The organism is Bradyrhizobium sp. GW821-FHT12B03 (genome assembly GCF_058807535.1).
Genome location: NZ_JBXAQU010000025.1, coordinates 82,031 through 96,467 on the forward strand (window position 1 = coordinate 82,031; position 14,437 = coordinate 96,467).

Genomic DNA, 14,437 nt, shown 5'->3' on the forward strand with positions numbered 1-14,437 from the left:
GCAACATGAATCCGATGAAGTTCATCGAGAAATGTTTTGGTGTGGGCATCAGTACCTGCATGTTATTTCCCGGAATAGTCGATCCCGCATTCAGCATGAACGAAGACGACGTTCTCGCTGTGCCCCAGATCATCGCCTCCCCCAGCACAGAAACTGGCATTTGGCGGATTAGGACACAGCTTGTTTTCGATCCAACGCAAAATGCTCTCGTGCGTCGGACTTATGAAGTGTGGGACGCTGTGCCGTCTCAGAATTTGGACTTTTCCTGGACCCCTGACTCGCTCGTCAATGATGCTGAAGGCAAGGTCAATGGAGCTGGGCGTTTAATTTGGCGTTTCAAAGGGGCGCCGACATACGACCGAACTTCGATCTTCGCCGAGTATCGCGGCCTAATGGCGAATGGACGACCAAATGGCCGAGGTGCCTACTCGGAATTCAGCGGAACGGTTTACAAGGGAGAATGGAAGAATGGCGTGATCGATGGCTTCGGCACTTTGCGGTGGTCGGGCGGGGCCGAGTATAGCGGTAATTTGCATCAAGGAAGAGTTAGCGGTCGCGGGCGCTACATAGATGTCACGGGTGAAATTTTCGATGGTGAGTTTATTGACGGAAAAAGACACGGTTTCGGAAATACTACGCTACCGAACGGCAATAGTTATCGATCGAACTGGATCATGGGGAAAGAGCTGCAGGAGTCGCGATCGGTAAGGTTTGCTCAGTTGAGCGGGCCTATCACTAACGTCACCAAGGACATCCAGATCAAAATCTCCGTAGACAGAACAAAAATGCGAGATGGCGACCTAACATATGCGACCTCAAGTGATGGCGCTCGGTTGGTCATTCAACCCGATGACGAGCGCTTGATGGACATGTGGAAGCGCAACGGCGAGATACAGTTGGCGGAGGGAGAGGAAAATTCCACGGGCGTCCTTAATCTCTCTAAAGACCAAATGTTTCCACTAGTTTTGGTTTTGGAGGTGGAGAATCGATCTGCAGCGCCGATTGCCATATCAGGCAGCTATCTCGCAATTGAATCGAGCATTACGGACCTACAGCCGGCCATTCAATTACGGCATGAAATTCCGCCAAACAGCAACTGTGGCTACCAATTCAACCCTGTCTTCCGAGCGGAGAACTTTGGTTGGGGCACTGCGGATGATCCGGTTGTGCGCTTTTCGTTGACCGACTCCAGTAGGACCGGCGGGGGGCCATCGTTTACAAAGCGGATCGGTCGCATAGGTAGGGATCCTCTCGGCATTGACTTGACGCCCGAGCTGCAATCGGCTGGCGTTAACACGCAAGGCTTAGGAAGGAAGGTTGACTTTGTGTGTGCCTCGCGAAAGGCTGCTCAATGTCTGCAGGAGGTCCGAGCCACTGGACTGTTCGGACCGCTTGCGTCCCGCATCGGATTGAGTTTGAGCGAGATCTTCATAGTCGCTGCCGGGACACTCGACTACACATGGAGAGATAGTCAGGGGCGTGTACGCGACCGATCGTCGCCATTTGCTGTTAGAGTGCCGCTCGGACATGTTTATGACCCCGGCGCGTGTGCCGAGATGTCGATGCGCGATGCAATAGCGTCCAAGCCACTCAACTTCCGACTTGACCAATCCAATTATCGGCTGCCCATCTCATTTCAACGCAATGTACCTGTCGGTCAGACGAACAGGTTTTCCGTTGTCCTCTCTGCAGCGAAATCGTCCAGCCATGCCTTCAGCGTAGTTCTACAGCTTGCCGACGGACGCGAAATCTATTCGCGACCGATCAATCTACTCTTATACGTCCCACCCGGTATAGAAGACAGATCAGGCGATGGACGAGTGATCAACTTGGAAGATTTAAGGGCGCCGACGCTGTGGAACCACAATGGGTCAACGGTGCGACTTACCGGAGATGGAAATAATCGCCTATTTGTTTATGAAGTGCCGAGGCCGGCGCTAAAGACACTAGGCGTAGAAAAAGGAACCACCTTGTTCGAAGGTAAGAAGTCTAACAATTCGTACTCAGGTACTGCATACATATTTACAAGGTCCTGTGGGCCGCAATCGTATGATGTGAACGGAACTGTTTCGAGCGACCAGCGCACTGTGACCTTGAACGGAAGGGCTCCACTGGTAGATGCTACATGCAAGATCTCGGAATATCGCGACGACGTTCTTGTTTTCACCTTTGCTGGGAACTAGATTTGCCTCCGTCTCAAAGCACATTGCGTTCGCAACCTCAACGAACGAAGTTGGCATCGATGGAACGTGATTTAATGCGTCCTAACGATGCCCGGGCGCTCGGCATATGGTCGCCTCAATAGGGCGGGCTGTGGAGGGACTAGTTGAGCCTATTTCCGTGCGTTCTAGTAACGGCGCGTATCACGGCCCGCTAGGCGTTGAGTCGGGCTATTTTCACTTGCTGTGGCGGGCCTGCACTATGCCATACGAGTTCTTCAACGCTTCCCTTTCGCTACTAAGCGAGATCGACTTTGGTTTGGAATTGCAAGATGTGGATCTTGCATTTACCTATGAGGTGGGCAGAGGGAAGATAGCTTGGGAGCATTTTCCCTCCGAAGATTGGATTGCCTAGTCGTTGGACGAAGGCAATTATTTGCGGCCACGGTCCCGCGGCGTAGTAGCAGGCGATGGCCAAATACTGCGGCACGTAGGACGCGCCAGAGTGCTAATTTTCAATCAGCGATTCGATTGGAGCGCGTGCCATGACGGCACGAAAACATCATTACGTGCCCCAGTGCTATCTGAGGTCATTCTCGGTATCGCACAAGAAGATCCCGCAGCTCACCGTATTCGATCGCGAGCGTCGGAAGATGTTCAGGACTGGCATCGACAATGTGGCGGCCCAGCGGGACTTCAACACCATTGAGGTCGAAGGCTACGATCCCGACACTTTTGAGAATGAGATGTCCCACTTCGAAAGCGAGCTCGTGTGGCACTCAGGACCGAAATTTCAAGAAAATCAATGCATCCAATAGGATGGCTGGTGCTGCCAGACAGGATTGAACTGTCGACCTCTCCATTACCAATGGAGTGCTCTACCACTGAGCTACGGCAGCATGTGCTGGGATCTAGAATCGGCCGCCACAGGGGCCTACCAAGCGGGCCGATATCTGCCACAAGCCCCCCTCCTGTGCAAGCTTGCTAGCTCCGTCAAAACGAGAAAATCGGGCCGATATCGGGGCCAAAATGCCCGTTTTGGCTCGAAACGGCGGACTTTCGGTCGATTCGGGTTTCGATATCCCCGCCCGACTGGCCAGTTGGCCGGGCTAGCGGATTCGCCTCATTTTGAAGTTTCGCACGATCGGATCGCGCGGGCCTCTTGAGCTGCCACGTTCATCGGGCATGTTATCGCCGACCGCTGCAATGGACCGGTGATGGCTGACGAGAACGACAAGCGCACGAGGCAGGACGCGAAGCAGGATTCGAAACAGGGCCGGGCGTCCCGGGACGACCGGCTGAAATCGGCGCTGCGCGAAAACCTGAAGCGGCGGAAGCTGCAGGCGCGCGAACGCGCCGCAAGCACCGACCCCTCGCAGAACGACGATGCTTCCCTAGATGAGGGGACCGCGGGCAAGACTGGCGATTGAAGACCGGCGACTGGAATTTGGAGTGCATGGACGTGGCAATGGGGCAGGATGAACCGCAACGAACCGACGGTGAGGCGCTGATGTCGCGATTCACCCGCCCCGAGCAGACCTTTCCGGCGCTGACGCCGGCAGAGATCGAGCGCATCAGGCATTTCGGCGAGGTCCGCACTTATTCGGATGGCGAGCTGCTGTTCGAGACCGGCAAGCCGGGGCCCGGCATGTTCGTCATCCTGAAGGGCCACGTCGCCATCACCCAGCGTGACGGGCTCGGTCATGTCACCCCTGTGATCGACCAGGGACCCGGCCAGTTCCTGGCCGAGCTCGGCCAGCTCTCGGGCAGGCCGGCGCTGGTCGACGGACGCGCCGAGGGCGACGTCGAGGCGCTCCTGATCCCGCCGGACCGGCTGCGCGCCCTGCTGGTCGCCGAAGCCGAGCTCGGCGAGCGCATCATGCGCGCGCTGATCCTGCGCCGGGTCAGCCTGATCCAGGGTGGCATCGGCGGCCCGGTGCTGATCGGGCCGTCGAACTCCGCCGGCGTCGTGCGCTTGCAGGGCTTCCTCACCCGCAACGGCCAGCCGCATCACCTGCTCGATGCCGACAGCGAGCACGACGCGGCCGAGGTGATCGCGCGTTATTCGCCCAAGCCGGAGGATTGGCCGCTGGTCGTCACCGCCGACGGCAGCGTGTTGCGCAATCCCAGCGAGATCGAGCTCGGGCGCGCCATCGGCATGATCGGCGGAGCCAAGGACGATCGGATCTACGACGTCGCGATCGTCGGCTGCGGGCCGGCAGGACTCGCGACCGCGGTCTACGCGGCCTCTGAAGGCCTCTCGGTCGCAGTCCTCGACACCCGCGCCTTTGGCGGCCAGGCCGGCGCCAGTGCGCGGATCGAGAACTATCTGGGCTTTCCGACCGGCATCTCGGGCCAGGCTCTCGCCGGCCGCGCCTTCACCCAGGCGCAGAAGTTCGGCGCCGAGATCATGATCCCGATGTCGGTGAAGTCGCTCGACTGTTCGCGCAGTGCCGGCACCTTCGCGCTCGCGCTCGATTGCGGCGACACGTTGCGCTCGCGCGCGGTGGTGGTCGCCAGCGGTGCGCGCTATCGCCGCCCGGAGATCGCAAATCTCGACACGTTCGAGGGCCGCGGCGTCTGGTACTGGGCGTCCCCGGTCGAGGCGCGGCTCTGCGCTGGTGAGGAGGTCGCCCTCGTCGGCGCCGGCAATTCGGCGGGCCAGGCCGCGGTGTTCCTGTCGGGTCACGCCAAGAAGGTGCTGATGATCATCCGCGGCGGCGGCTTAGGGGCCAGCATGTCGCGCTATCTCATCGAGCGCATCGAAGCGACGCCGAACATCGAATTGATGTTCAACACCGAGATCACCGCGCTCGAAGGCGATGATGCCTCGCTGCTGCGACGGATCCGCTGGAAGAGCCGACTGTCTGATGACGAGGATTTCGCCGACATCCGCAATCTCTTTTTGTTCGTCGGCGCCGATCCCGCCACCAACTGGCTCGACGGCTGCGGCGTGACGCTCGATCGCGGCGGCTTCGTCGTGACAGGCGCGCAGTCCGAGCAGAACCAGGGCCGGCTCGTGGCGCCGCTGGAGACCTCCGTGCCCGGCGTCTACGCCGTCGGCGACGTCCGCTCCGGCTCGGTCAAGCGCGTCGGCGGCGCCATCGGCGAAGGCGCGCAGGTCGTCGCATCATTGCACGGTTATCTCGGCGACGCCGCAAAACCGGCGCTTTAGGCAAGGACAAGACAAGGGAATGGCAAGTCGAATGAGGCTTGCCATCCTGGCGCGTCCCACAGACTATCGTCGCGCCCGTGAGGCGCATCGCCCGTGGAACGAACAAAAGATTCAAAAGGGAGGACTAAATGGCTGAACTCGTCGTGCTCTACAAGACGCCCAAGGACGCTGCTGCTTTCGACAAGCACTATGCCGAGACCCACATTCCGCTCGCCAAGAAATTGCCCGGCCTGAAGAAATACGCCGTCAGCACGGGCGCGGTCGGCTCCCCCGCCGGACCGTCCGGAATCCATCTCGTCGCGATTCTCACCTTCGACAACGTCGCCGCCATCCAGTCGGCCTTCGCCAGCGAAGCAGGCAAGGCCGCGGGAGGCGACGTTCCGAAATTCGCCAGTGGCGGCGCCGACCTGCTGATCTTCGACACCAAGGAAGTGTGAGACGCAGGCGAGGGCGGCCGTACATCGCGGGCCGCTCTCGCCGAATTCGATTCAACTTTCGTCGAAAACCTGCCGTGGTTTGTGACGGTGACGCAAAAGACTTACGCATGCGTTTGTCGATTCGCACGGCGGCGCATGGCTTCGTGCATGCATGCGGCGACAACGCATGTGGAAATTCGATGAGGACCGTAATACCATCTTGCCGATCTCAATGCAGAGAGTAGGAGAGATGTCATGGTCTTCGGGTTGAGCCTGCCCGCCTTCACGTTAGTCCATGTCGTCATCAGCCTGATCGCCATCGTCGCCGGCCTCGTCGTGATGTTCGGCCTGCTCGGCTCGAAGTCGATGCCGGGCCTCACCGCGATCTTCCTGCTGTTCACGATCCTCACCAGCGCGACCGGCTTCCTGTTTCCGTTCAAGGAGCTGCTGCCCTCGCACATCATCGGCATCATCTCGCTGGTGCTGCTCGCGATCGCCTGCTTCGCGCTGTACGGCATGAAGCTCGCTGGCGTCTGGCGCCCGGTCTACGTCGTGACCGCGATGATCTCACTGTACTTCAACGTCTTCGTGCTGGTGATCCAGTCGTTCCTGAAGGTCCCGGCGCTCGCCGCGCTCGCGCCTGCCGTGCCGCCGGCGCCACCCGGAGGCCCCGTGTTCGCCGTGGTGCAGGGCATCGTGCTGGTGTTCTTCGTGGTGCTGACCGTCGGCGCCTGGCGCCGCTACAAGCCAATGACTTTTGCTTGATCGCACGTTCGCGGTCGGTGCGCGGCATCGACCTTGCGCTATCGCACAACCATCTCCGTGTCGCCGGCTCGCGTGTTGCGGGCCCCCGGATTGATTCTCACTGAAGGAGCCATTCATGCCCACCATCACCACCAAAGACGGCGTCGAGATCTTCTACAAGGACTGGGGCGCGGGCCAGCCGATCGTGTTCAGCCATGGCTGGCCGCTGTCGTCGGACGATTGGGACGCGCAGATGATGTTCTTCGTCACGCGCGGCTATCGCGTCATCGCCCATGACCGCCGCGGCCACGGCCGTTCGGCGCAGGTCGCCGACGGTCACGACATGGATCACTATGCCGACGACCTTGCGGCGGTCACCGCGCATCTCGATCTCAAGAACGCCATCCATGTCGGCCATTCCACCGGCGGCGGTGAGGTCGTGCACTACATCGCACGTCACGGCGAGAGCCGGGTGGCGAAGGCCGCGATCCTCTCCGCGGTGCCGCCTTTGATGGTGCAGACGGCGGCCAATCCCGGCGGCCTGCCGAAGAGTGTGTTCGACGATTTCCAGGTCCAGCTCGCCGCCGGCCGCTCGGCGTTCTACCGCGACATCGCCGCAGGTCCCTTCTACGGCTACAACCGCCCCGGCGCGAAACCGTCCGAAGCGGTGATCCAGAACTGGTGGCGCCAGGGCATGATGGGCGGCGCCAAAGCGCATTACGACGGCATCGTCGCGTTCTCGCAGACCGACTTCACGGAGGACCTGAAGAAGATCAACGTGCCGGTTCTGGTGATGCATGGCGACGACGACCAGATCGTGCCTTACGCCGACTCCGCGCCGCTCTCGGCCAAGCTGCTCAAGAAGGGCATCCTGAAGACCTACAAGGGGTTTCCGCACGGCATGCCGACCACGCACGCCGAGACGATCAACGCCGATCTCCTGGCGTTTTTCAGGGAGTGAGAGCCTGATCCTCCCCTCCGGGGAAGGGTGACGGAGCTCACTTCAAAATTGCCCTGATCGCATCGAACGTGCGCTTCACGAAGGCCTCCGGCTTCTCCCGCGCACCTTCGCCGATCCAGCTCTCGCCGCCGACGCGCATCGCGCCGGTGGCGATCATGGCGACGAGCCGCGCCTTCAGCCGGTCCGATTTGCGGCCGGAGCGTTGCGCGAGTCCGTCGGCCAATGTTCGCTCGAGCTTTTCGTATTTGAGCTGGTCACGTGCGTGGAGCGCGGGATTGTCGCGCTTGAGCCGCGACATCGCTGCCGCTTCAGCCGGATCGATCCGCTTGACCGCCGCCGCGATCGCATTCTCCGCCGCTGTCAGCATGGTTTCGTCCGCTGGCCTTGCGAGGATCTCGGCGACAAGCGCGGCCGCGGCATCCTCCTGCCAGGCGGCGACCACGTCCTCCTTGGACGCGAAATAATGGAAGAAGCTGCGGCGCGACATGTCCGCTTTCGCCGCGATGTCGTCGATGGTCGTGGCCTCGAAGCCGCGTTCCAGGAATAGCGCCATCGCCGCCCGCTTCAGCCGCTCGCGGGTCTGCTGCTGCTTGCGCGCGCGCAGCCCCGGTGCCGCCGGCGATTTTCCTTCCGGCGACAAGGGCTTGGCGCTTTTCCTGGCGGACTTCGAAACCTTCAAATTATTTCACCTCTTGCAAATTTGCACTCAGTGCACATTTAGACCGGTCGCGGGCCTTTTCCACCCCCTGATAGCCTGGAGCCATGGCATGATCGACTGGAGCACGGCAGACATCCCCTCCCTCAGTGGCAAGACCGTCGTCGTCACCGGGGCGACGGGCGGCCTTGGCTACGAGACCGCGATGGCGCTGGCGGGCGCCGGTGCCATTGTCATACTCACCGGACGCAACGACGCAAAGGGCCTGCGGGCGATCGAGGGTATTTGCGAACGGTTTCCCAATGCGCTGATCGCGTACGAGCATCTCGACCTCGCCAGCCTGGCCTCGGTCGCCGATTTTGCCAGGCGCTTTGCCGCCGGCAACGAGCAGCTCGACCTGCTCGTCAACAATGCGGGCGTGATGGCGCTGCCGAAGCGGCAGCAGACCGAGGATGGTTTCGAAATGCAGCTCGGCACCAATTATCTCGGCCATTACGCGCTGACGGCGCGGCTGTTGCCGCAGCTTCGCTGCGCGAAAGCGCCTCGCGTCGTCAATCTCTCCAGCCTTGCGCACCGTTCCGGTGCGATCAATTTCGACGATCTCCAGAGCAAGAAATCCTATCGGCCGTGGCGGGCCTACTGCCAGTCCAAGCTGGCGATGCTGATGTTTGCACTGGAATTGCAGCGCCGCAGCCTCGCTGCCGGCTGGGGCCTGATGAGCGTCGCCGCGCACCCGGGCTATGCGCGGACCGATCTCATTCCGAACGGGCCGGGCGCCAACGGCTTGCAGTGGCGGGTCGGTCGGTTGCTCCAGCCTTTGATGAGCCAGTCCGCAGCCGAAGGCGCGCTGCCGACCTTGTTCGCCGCGACCTCGCCGGCCGCGGAGCCCGGCGGCTATTACGGTCCCAACGGGTTCTATGAATTGAAGGGGCCGCCGGTGCCGGCGAAGATCATGCCGCAGGCAAAGGATTTTGCGGCGTCAGCCATGTTGTGGGATGTCTCGGCGACGCTGACCGGTGTATCCTTCGACGAGATCGCGGTCGCCGCATGAGCCGCGATATCGTTGGGGACGTCCCGATGCGAGTGATCATCTTTGGCGCGACCGGCATGGTCGGGCAGGGCGTTTTGCGCGAATGCCTGATCGATCCCGGCATCGACCGCGTGCTCGTGGTCGGCCGCAGCCCGACCGGCGTGCGCAACGCCAAGCTCACCGAGGTCATTCACGGTGATTTCACGGACTATTCGGTGATCGAAGCGCAGCTCACAGGTTTCGACGCCTGCTTTTTCTGCCTGGGCGTCTCCTCGATCGGCATGACCGAAGAGCGCTACCGCCATCTCACCTACGACCTGACGCTCGCTGCCGCGACGACGCTGGCGCGGCTCAATCCGCAAATGATTTTCACCTACGTCACGGGCGCCGGCACCGACTCCACCGAGCAGGGCTCGCGGATGTGGGCGCGGGTCAAGGGCAAGACCGAGAACGATCTGCTCAAGCTGCCGTTCAAGGGGGCCTACATGTTCCGGCCCGGCGCGATCCAGCCCCTGCACGGTGCCCGTTCCAAGACCGCCTGGGTGCAAGGGATCTACGCCGTGACCTGGCCGCTCTGGTCGGTGCTGCGCCGGCTCTCGCCGCGCCTCGTCACCTCGACCCAGCAAATGGGCCGCGCCATGATCCGCGTCGCCCGGGAGGGGTATCCGCGGAAGGTACTGGAGATGGAGGATATCAATAGCCTCTAGTCCGCCGGATCGTTAGTTCTAAGGAAATTTCCGCGCCCGCGCGCGTTGGCCGTATCGGGCTCCCGAGGAGAAATGCCGACGATGTCGCCCCAGCTCAAACTGATTGCGCTCGACGCCGACGATCTCGCCGTGATCTCCACCCATGTGCAGGATGCCCGGGTGCAGGCCGCCGACATCATCTGGCGGCAGAACGAGAAGCGGCTGGTGGTCGGGATGAGCCGGCTGGACTGGGAGCAGACGCTGGACGGCGAGGCCGAGCCGCGCCGGCTGGTTGCCGCGCTTCGCTTCGACCGCGTGCTCGCCTGCAAGTCGCGCAACATCGACCTCGGAGCTCCCGACGAGGTCCTGGATCTCGTCGGTATCGAGTTTCACTCCCAGGACGGCCGCGCCGAGGAGCCCGCCGGCAGCGCCCTGCTCCTGTTTGCCCAGGGCGGCGCCATCCGCCTCGACGTGGAATGCCTGGAATGCGAACTGACCGATCTCGGAGCGGACGAGCTGGGGACGGGAATCGAGGGGGAGGGGTGAGGGACGGGCATCCCGTGCCAAACTCTCAGCCGTCGTCCTGGCGAAAGCCAGGACCCATAAGCACCGGCGGCCGTGATAGAGTGGGTTGGGGCAACATCCCGGTTCAATAACAAAGACTTGGGGTAATGGGTCCCGGCCTTCGCCAGGACGGCGTCAAAGCAGGACGACGACGGAAAACAACCACATCTGCCAAGGGTTGACGTCGGCAGGCCGCCGCGCCATTGAGCAGGGGACCTGGTGCGCCAATCCGCTCCGGGAAACCAGCCAGAAGCCAAGCCAGACATGCCCGTTCGCCTCGACCGCCGCAGCGCCGATTTTGACCAGCGATTCGCGGCCTTCCTCGCCGCCAAGCGCGAGGCGTCGGCCGACGTCGAGGCCGCCGCGCGCGCGATCGTCGACGACGTGGCCAGGCGCGGCGACGCGGCCCTGCTCGAGGCGACCGCAAAGTTCGACCGGCTGACACTGAATGCATCCGGCCTGCGCATCACCGCAGCCGAGATCGAGGCCGCGGAAAAGGCCTGCGATACCGCGACGCTGGACGCGCTCGAGCTCGCGCGCGACCGCATCGAGATCTACCACCGCCGCCAATTGCCGAAGGACGAGCGCTTCACCGACCCGCTCGGCGTCGAGCTCGGCTGGCGCTACACCGCGATCGAATCCGCCGGCCTCTACGTGCCCGGGGGAACTGCGGCCTATCCGTCCTCGGTGCTGATGAACGCGGTGCCCGCGAAGGTCGCCGGCGTCTCGCGCCTCGTGATGGTGGTGCCCTCGCCCGACGGCAAGCTCAATCCGCTGGTGCTGGCAGCGGCAAAGCTGGGCGGCGTCACCGAGATCTACCGCGTCGGCGGCGCACAGGCCGTGGCCGCGCTCGCGCACGGCACCGCCACCATCGCGCCGGTCGCAAAGATCGTCGGCCCCGGCAATGCCTATGTCGCCGCTGCCAAACGGCTGGTGTTCGGCAAGGTCGGCATCGACATGATCGCCGGTCCCTCCGAGGTGCTGGTGATTGCCGACGACACCGGCAATGCCGACTGGATCGCCGCCGATCTGCTCGCACAAGCGGAACACGATGCCAGCGCGCAATCGATCCTGATCACCGATTCCGCGAGGCTTGCCGCCGACGTCGAAAAGGCCGTCGAGGCGCAACTGAAGACGCTGCCGCGCACCGCGATCGCGAGCGCCTCCTGGGCCGATTTCGGCGCCATCATCATGGTGAAGAACCTTGACGATGCCATCCCGCTTGCGGATGCGATTGCCGCCGAGCATCTCGAGATCATGACCGCAGACCCTGACGCGCTTGCCGCAAGGATCCGCAATGCGGGGGCGGTGTTCCTCGGCGCGCACACGCCGGAGGCGATCGGCGATTATGTCGGCGGCTCCAACCACGTGCTGCCGACGGCGCGTTCGGCGCGGTTCTCCTCAGGCCTCTCGGTGCACGACTTCATCAAGCGCACCTCGATCCTGAAATGCGGCCCGGATCAGCTGCGCGCGCTGGGACCTGCCGCGATGACGCTTGGCAAGGCGGAAGGGCTCGATGCCCATTCGCGCTCGATTGGATTGCGCCTCAATCTGTCATGACAAAGCCGCCCGAACAGGACGACTCCAACAATCGCATCGTCGCGGTCACGCTCGACGAGGAGTCGATCGGCCGTTCCGGGCCCGACATCGAGCACGAGCGCGCGATCGCGATCTACGATCTGATCGAGCAGAACCTGTTCGCGCCGGAAGGCGCCGACGGAAAGGGGCCGTTCACGCTGCATATCGGCATCACCGGCAACCGCCTGATGTTCGACATCCGCCGCGAGGACGGCACGCCCGTGGTCGTGCATCTGCTGTCGCTGGGGCCGTTCCGCGGGATCGTGAAGGACTATTTCATGATCTGCGACAGCTATTACCAGGCGATCCGCACCGCGACCCCGGACAAGATCGAGGCCATCGACATGGGCCGTCGCGGCATCCATGACGAGGGATCGCGCACGCTCCAGGAGCGGCTGAAAGGCAAGGTGCGAGTCGACTTCGAGACCTCGCGCCGGCTGTTCACGCTCATTACTGTTCTGCACTGGAAGGGTTAAACGCGGATGGCTGCGCCCCCACGCGCACGCGATCCGCAATCGGTGCTGTTCGCCTGTGCGATGAACAGCGTGCGCTCGCCGATGGCCGAGAGCCTGCTGCGGCACATGTTCCCGCAGGGCCTCTACGTGAAATCGGCCGGCGCGAGGCGCGGCGAGCTCGATCCGTTCGCGGTGTCCGTGATGGCCGAGCTCGGCCAGGACATCTCCGCCCACAAGCCGCAGACCTTCGAGGAGCTGGAGGACTGGGAGGGACTGAATTTCGACCTCATCATCACGCTGTCGCCGGAGGCGCATCACAAGGCGCTGGAGCTGACCCGCACGCTCGCCGCCGACGTCGAATACTGGCCGACCCAGGATCCCACCACCATCGAAGGCAGCCGCGACCAGAAGCTTGCCGCCTACCGCGAGGTCTGCGACCAGCTCCTGATGCGCATCCGCCGGCGGTTCGCGAAGGTCGGCGCGGCGAGCGGGTAGCATGCGGCGGGCGTAACACCCGCGTCATGGATCGCGGGCACATGCGTCGTAGGCCCGCCGAATCAGCAAAGTCCGGGTTCCCGGGTTGTGAAATCAGCCCCCTTCCGATAGGTTCCGCGCGCAATTCACCCCCTGCTTCATCCCCCAAAATCACCTGATGCTCGGCCGCCCCAAATTCGTTCTAGCCTCCGGTTCGCCGCGGCGCCTGTCGCTGCTCAACCAGGCCGGCATCGAGCCGGACGCGCTCCGGCCGGCCGACGTCGACGAGACGCCGAAGCGGGGCGAGTTGCCGCGCGCCTGCGCCAATCGTCTGGCGCGCGCCAAGGCGGATGCGGCGCTGAAATCGGTGCAGCTCGACGACGAGCTGCGCGGCGCCTTCATCCTCGCAGCCGACACGGTCGTGGCGGTCGGCCGCCGCATCCTGCCCAAGGCCAATCTCGTGGACGAGGCAGCGCAGTGCCTGCGGTTGCTGTCGGGCCGCAACCACCGCGTCTACACCGCGATCTGCCTGGTCACGCCGCGCGAGGCCTTCCGCCAGCGCCTGGTCGAGACCCGCGTCCGCTTCAAGCGCCTCTCGGAGGACGACATCCAGGCCTATATCGGCTCCGGCGAATGGCGCGGCAAAGCCGGCGGCTACGCCGTGCAGGGCATCGCCGGCTCCTTCGTGGTCAAGATGGTGGGGTCCTACACCAATGTCGTCGGCCTGCCGCTCTACGAGACCACCACGCTGCTCGGCGGCGAGGGGTTCCCGATCCGCTTCGGCTGGCTGAACGCCACGGCCATCTAGCGCGCCGACAAAAATCTCGAAAACAACCCCATGCACAGTAGAATGGGCCGGCGGGACCGGCCCGCGATGCCTGCGCGTCCGCCCGAGTAAGCCGCTTGCCGACAGGCCCTTGAACGCTCTCACCCCCAAGTCAGCTGCCGACGCCATGGACGACCACGTCAAAAAGCCCAGTGCCCCGCTCAAGACCTGCCCGATCTGCGGCAAGCCACAGGCGCAAGCCACCCGCCCGTTCTGCTCCTCGCGCTGCCGCGACGTCGACCTGAACCGCTGGCTGAAAGGCTCCTACGTCATCCCCGGTCGCGACGACGAGGCGGATGGTGAGGAATAGATAAATACTATCAATATCTTATTTTGATGTTCGGCGCGCCGCGCGCCAGCCGCGGCAAGCCCGTCCCACCTTGTGCACAGCCGGGCCGCGCCCGGCGAGGCCTCTTGGCGAAGCCGGGTGGACAGGCAGCCTTCAGCCCACTATAAACCGCCCGCTCGATGGGCCTTGGCCCCTCTCTAGGAGCACGCCCAGGTAGCTCAGTTGGTAGAGCATGCGACTGAAAATCGCAGTGTCGGTGGTTCGATTCCGCCCCTGGGCACCATTCCAGCCGCCAGCCGGCCCTTCCAGAAGATCGCGCGCAGGCATCGCGTAAGTCCTCGTCGGCCGCGGCACGGTCAGCGGCCAGCTGTCCGCAGCTCCTGTTCCTGAACGCGAAAAACGATCCACCGCCGAACGCGCGTTCG

Annotated in this window: 16 protein-coding genes and 2 tRNA genes; 16 read left to right on the plus strand and 2 right to left on the minus strand. The window is 63.0% G+C overall.

From position 1 onward, the window contains the following. The first annotated feature begins 5 nt into the window (after nucleotides 1-5). Both AC1RUR_RS34165 and AC1RUR_RS34170 read left to right on the plus strand, forming a co-directional pair. Nucleotides 6-2,183 (plus strand): MORN repeat-containing protein, encoded by a 2,178-nt coding sequence (locus tag AC1RUR_RS34165; protein ID WP_492852296.1) that lies wholly within the window; start codon nucleotides 6-8, stop codon nucleotides 2,181-2,183. 521 nt (nucleotides 2,184-2,704) lie between these two features. Beyond that, complete coding sequence (locus AC1RUR_RS34170) at nucleotides 2,705-2,977, plus strand: DUF4238 domain-containing protein (protein WP_492852298.1); 273 nt, start codon at nucleotides 2,705-2,707, stop codon at nucleotides 2,975-2,977. 6 nt (nucleotides 2,978-2,983) lie between these two features. On the opposite strand, the gene AC1RUR_RS34175 is transcribed toward AC1RUR_RS34170, so the two are convergent. Further along, nucleotides 2,984-3,058: transfer RNA gene (locus AC1RUR_RS34175), tRNA-Thr, on the minus strand. Between the two features lie 318 nt (nucleotides 3,059-3,376). Here AC1RUR_RS34175 and AC1RUR_RS34180 point away from each other — a divergent pair. From AC1RUR_RS34180 to AC1RUR_RS34200, 5 genes are all read left to right on the plus strand, one after another. Next, on the plus strand, nucleotides 3,377-3,589 hold the full coding sequence (locus AC1RUR_RS34180) for a hypothetical protein (RefSeq protein ID WP_492852300.1): 213 nt from the start codon (nucleotides 3,377-3,379) through the stop codon (nucleotides 3,587-3,589). Between the two features lie 38 nt (nucleotides 3,590-3,627). Continuing rightward, nucleotides 3,628-5,334 carry an FAD-dependent oxidoreductase gene (locus AC1RUR_RS34185; protein WP_492852302.1) on the plus strand — a complete coding sequence of 569 codons (1,707 nt, stop codon included), beginning with the start codon at nucleotides 3,628-3,630 and terminating at the stop codon, nucleotides 5,332-5,334. Nucleotides 5,335-5,462: 128 nt separating this feature from the next. Next, complete coding sequence (locus tag AC1RUR_RS34190; protein ID WP_492852304.1) at nucleotides 5,463-5,771, plus strand: EthD family reductase; 309 nt, start codon at nucleotides 5,463-5,465, stop codon at nucleotides 5,769-5,771. Between the two features lie 234 nt (nucleotides 5,772-6,005). Next, on the plus strand, nucleotides 6,006-6,515 hold the full coding sequence (locus AC1RUR_RS34195) for a hypothetical protein (protein ID WP_492852306.1): 510 nt from the start codon (nucleotides 6,006-6,008) through the stop codon (nucleotides 6,513-6,515). A 115-nt stretch (nucleotides 6,516-6,630) separates the two neighbouring features. Then, complete coding sequence (locus AC1RUR_RS34200) at nucleotides 6,631-7,455, plus strand: alpha/beta fold hydrolase (RefSeq protein WP_492852308.1); 825 nt, start codon at nucleotides 6,631-6,633, stop codon at nucleotides 7,453-7,455. A 37-nt stretch (nucleotides 7,456-7,492) separates the two neighbouring features. Here AC1RUR_RS34200 and AC1RUR_RS34205 read toward each other — a convergent pair whose 3' ends face one another. Beyond that, a complete protein-coding gene (locus AC1RUR_RS34205; protein WP_492852310.1) occupies nucleotides 7,493-8,134 on the minus strand; it encodes a TetR/AcrR family transcriptional regulator in 642 nt (213 codons plus the stop codon). Nucleotides 8,135-8,222: 88 nt separating this feature from the next. On the opposite strand from AC1RUR_RS34205, the gene AC1RUR_RS34210 reads away from it, so the two are divergent. From AC1RUR_RS34210 to AC1RUR_RS34250, 9 genes are all read left to right on the plus strand, one after another. Then, on the plus strand, nucleotides 8,223-9,161 hold the full coding sequence (locus AC1RUR_RS34210; protein WP_492852312.1) for an SDR family oxidoreductase: 939 nt from the start codon (nucleotides 8,223-8,225) through the stop codon (nucleotides 9,159-9,161). Between the two features lie 26 nt (nucleotides 9,162-9,187). Next, nucleotides 9,188-9,847 (plus strand): NAD(P)H-binding protein, encoded by a 660-nt coding sequence (locus AC1RUR_RS34215; RefSeq protein WP_492852314.1) that lies wholly within the window; start codon nucleotides 9,188-9,190, stop codon nucleotides 9,845-9,847. 81 nt (nucleotides 9,848-9,928) lie between these two features. Next, nucleotides 9,929-10,372 (plus strand): DUF2948 family protein, encoded by a 444-nt coding sequence (locus AC1RUR_RS34220; RefSeq protein ID WP_492852316.1) that lies wholly within the window; start codon nucleotides 9,929-9,931, stop codon nucleotides 10,370-10,372. Nucleotides 10,373-10,654: 282 nt separating this feature from the next. Next, nucleotides 10,655-11,950: a histidinol dehydrogenase gene (hisD, locus tag AC1RUR_RS34225; protein ID WP_492852318.1), complete on the plus strand. Its 1,296-nt coding sequence runs from the start codon at nucleotides 10,655-10,657 to the stop codon at nucleotides 11,948-11,950. Beyond that, nucleotides 11,947-12,444: a UPF0262 family protein gene (locus AC1RUR_RS34230; protein ID WP_492852320.1), complete on the plus strand. Its 498-nt coding sequence runs from the start codon at nucleotides 11,947-11,949 to the stop codon at nucleotides 12,442-12,444. Before hisD ends, AC1RUR_RS34230 begins: the two co-directional genes overlap by 4 nt. 6 nt (nucleotides 12,445-12,450) lie before the next feature. Then, the gene (locus AC1RUR_RS34235; RefSeq protein ID WP_492852322.1) at nucleotides 12,451-12,918 is read left to right on the plus strand and encodes an arsenate-mycothiol transferase ArsC; all 468 of its coding nucleotides are present in this window, start codon (nucleotides 12,451-12,453) and stop codon (nucleotides 12,916-12,918) included. Between the two features lie 157 nt (nucleotides 12,919-13,075). Then, nucleotides 13,076-13,705 carry a Maf-like protein gene (locus AC1RUR_RS34240; protein WP_015688969.1) on the plus strand — a complete coding sequence of 210 codons (630 nt, stop codon included), beginning with the start codon at nucleotides 13,076-13,078 and terminating at the stop codon, nucleotides 13,703-13,705. Nucleotides 13,706-13,850: 145 nt separating this feature from the next. Further along, nucleotides 13,851-14,033, plus strand: a complete 183-nt coding sequence (yacG, locus tag AC1RUR_RS34245; protein WP_492852365.1) for a DNA gyrase inhibitor YacG — start codon at nucleotides 13,851-13,853, stop codon at nucleotides 14,031-14,033. A gap of 186 nt (nucleotides 14,034-14,219) precedes the next feature. Further along, nucleotides 14,220-14,295: transfer RNA gene (locus AC1RUR_RS34250), tRNA-Phe, on the plus strand. The last annotated feature ends 142 nt before the right edge of the window (nucleotides 14,296-14,437 follow it).

Excerpts from the sequence above, each read along its gene's own strand:
- AC1RUR_RS34215 (WP_492852314.1), top strand. The coding sequence starts at position 9,188 with ATGCGAGTGATCATCTTTGGCGCGACCGGCATGGTCGGGCAGGGCGTT.
- AC1RUR_RS34200 (WP_492852308.1), top strand. The coding sequence starts at position 6,631 with ATGCCCACCATCACCACCAAAGACGGCGTCGAGATCTTCTACAAGGAC.
- AC1RUR_RS34180 (WP_492852300.1), top strand. The coding sequence starts at position 3,377 with ATGGCTGACGAGAACGACAAGCGCACGAGGCAGGACGCGAAGCAGGAT.
- hisD (WP_492852318.1), top strand. The coding sequence starts at position 10,655 with ATGCCCGTTCGCCTCGACCGCCGCAGCGCCGATTTTGACCAGCGATTC.
- AC1RUR_RS34195 (WP_492852306.1), top strand. The coding sequence starts at position 6,006 with ATGGTCTTCGGGTTGAGCCTGCCCGCCTTCACGTTAGTCCATGTCGTC.
- AC1RUR_RS34240 (WP_015688969.1), top strand. The coding sequence starts at position 13,076 with ATGCTCGGCCGCCCCAAATTCGTTCTAGCCTCCGGTTCGCCGCGGCGC.
- AC1RUR_RS34185 (WP_492852302.1), top strand. The coding sequence starts at position 3,628 with ATGGGGCAGGATGAACCGCAACGAACCGACGGTGAGGCGCTGATGTCG.
- AC1RUR_RS34235 (WP_492852322.1), top strand. The coding sequence starts at position 12,451 with ATGGCTGCGCCCCCACGCGCACGCGATCCGCAATCGGTGCTGTTCGCC.
- AC1RUR_RS34165 (WP_492852296.1), top strand. The coding sequence starts at position 6 with ATGAATCCGATGAAGTTCATCGAGAAATGTTTTGGTGTGGGCATCAGT.
- AC1RUR_RS34220 (WP_492852316.1), top strand. The coding sequence starts at position 9,929 with ATGTCGCCCCAGCTCAAACTGATTGCGCTCGACGCCGACGATCTCGCC.
- AC1RUR_RS34230 (WP_492852320.1), top strand. The coding sequence starts at position 11,947 with ATGACAAAGCCGCCCGAACAGGACGACTCCAACAATCGCATCGTCGCG.
- yacG (WP_492852365.1), top strand. The coding sequence starts at position 13,851 with ATGGACGACCACGTCAAAAAGCCCAGTGCCCCGCTCAAGACCTGCCCG.
- AC1RUR_RS34210 (WP_492852312.1), top strand. The coding sequence starts at position 8,223 with ATGATCGACTGGAGCACGGCAGACATCCCCTCCCTCAGTGGCAAGACC.
- AC1RUR_RS34170 (WP_492852298.1), top strand. The coding sequence starts at position 2,705 with ATGACGGCACGAAAACATCATTACGTGCCCCAGTGCTATCTGAGGTCA.
- AC1RUR_RS34190 (WP_492852304.1), top strand. The coding sequence starts at position 5,463 with ATGGCTGAACTCGTCGTGCTCTACAAGACGCCCAAGGACGCTGCTGCT.